This window comes from Klebsiella sp. CN_Kp066 (genome assembly GCF_040065135.1).
Taxonomy (GTDB): Bacteria; Pseudomonadota; Gammaproteobacteria; order Enterobacterales; family Enterobacteriaceae; genus Klebsiella; species Klebsiella oxytoca.
The window spans coordinates 1-916 of record NZ_JBEAIU010000015.1 but is presented as its reverse complement, the minus strand read 5'-3'; the positions used below and the strand labels follow the sequence as shown (position 1 = coordinate 916).

At 51.2% G+C, this 916-nt stretch carries 1 tRNA gene and 2 rRNA genes; all 3 read left to right on the top strand.

The features are described from left to right. A 16S ribosomal RNA gene (locus ABLV75_RS02855) occupies positions 1-405 on the top strand; the annotation flags it as partial. An 87-nt stretch (positions 406-492) separates the two neighbouring features. Then, positions 493-567, top strand: a tRNA-Glu gene (locus ABLV75_RS02850). Between the two features lie 190 nt (positions 568-757). Further along, positions 758-916, top strand: a 23S ribosomal RNA gene (locus ABLV75_RS02845); the annotation flags it as partial.

Genomic DNA, 916 nt, shown 5'->3' with positions numbered 1-916 from the left:
GGTCGGGAACTCAAAGGAGACTGCCAGTGATAAACTGGAGGAAGGTGGGGATGACGTCAAGTCATCATGGCCCTTACGAGTAGGGCTACACACGTGCTACAATGGCATATACAAAGAGAAGCGACCTCGCGAGAGCAAGCGGACCTCATAAAGTATGTCGTAGTCCGGATTGGAGTCTGCAACTCGACTCCATGAAGTCGGAATCGCTAGTAATCGTGGATCAGAATGCCACGGTGAATACGTTCCCGGGCCTTGTACACACCGCCCGTCACACCATGGGAGTGGGTTGCAAAAGAAGTAGGTAGCTTAACCTTCGGGAGGGCGCTTACCACTTTGTGATTCATGACTGGGGTGAAGTCGTAACAAGGTAACCGTAGGGGAACCTGCGGTTGGATCACCTCCTTACCTGAAAGAACCTGCCTTTGTAGTGCTCACACAGATTGTCTGATAGATGTAAAGAAGCAAGACGGCTGCGAAGTCGCGACACCTCGTGTCCCCTTCGTCTAGCGGTTAGGACTCCGCCCTTTCACGGCGGCAACAGGGGTTCGAATCCCCTAGGGGACGCCACTTGCTGGCTGTGAGTGAAAGGCACAACCAACCGATATCTCAAAACTCATCTTCGGGTGACGTTTGAGATATTTGCTCTTTAAAAATCTGGATCAAGCTGAAAATTGAAACGACACGCAGTGAATGTGTGTTCGAGTCTCTCAAATTTTCGCGACACGACGATGTTTCACGAAACATCTTCGGGTTGTGAGGTTAAGCGACTAAGCGTACACGGTGGATGCCCTGGCAGTCAGAGGCGATGAAGGACGTGCTAATCTGCGAAAAGCGTCGGTAAGGTGATATGAACCGTTACAGCCGGCGATGTCCGAATGGGGAAACCCAGTGCAATTCGTTGCACTATCGTTAACTG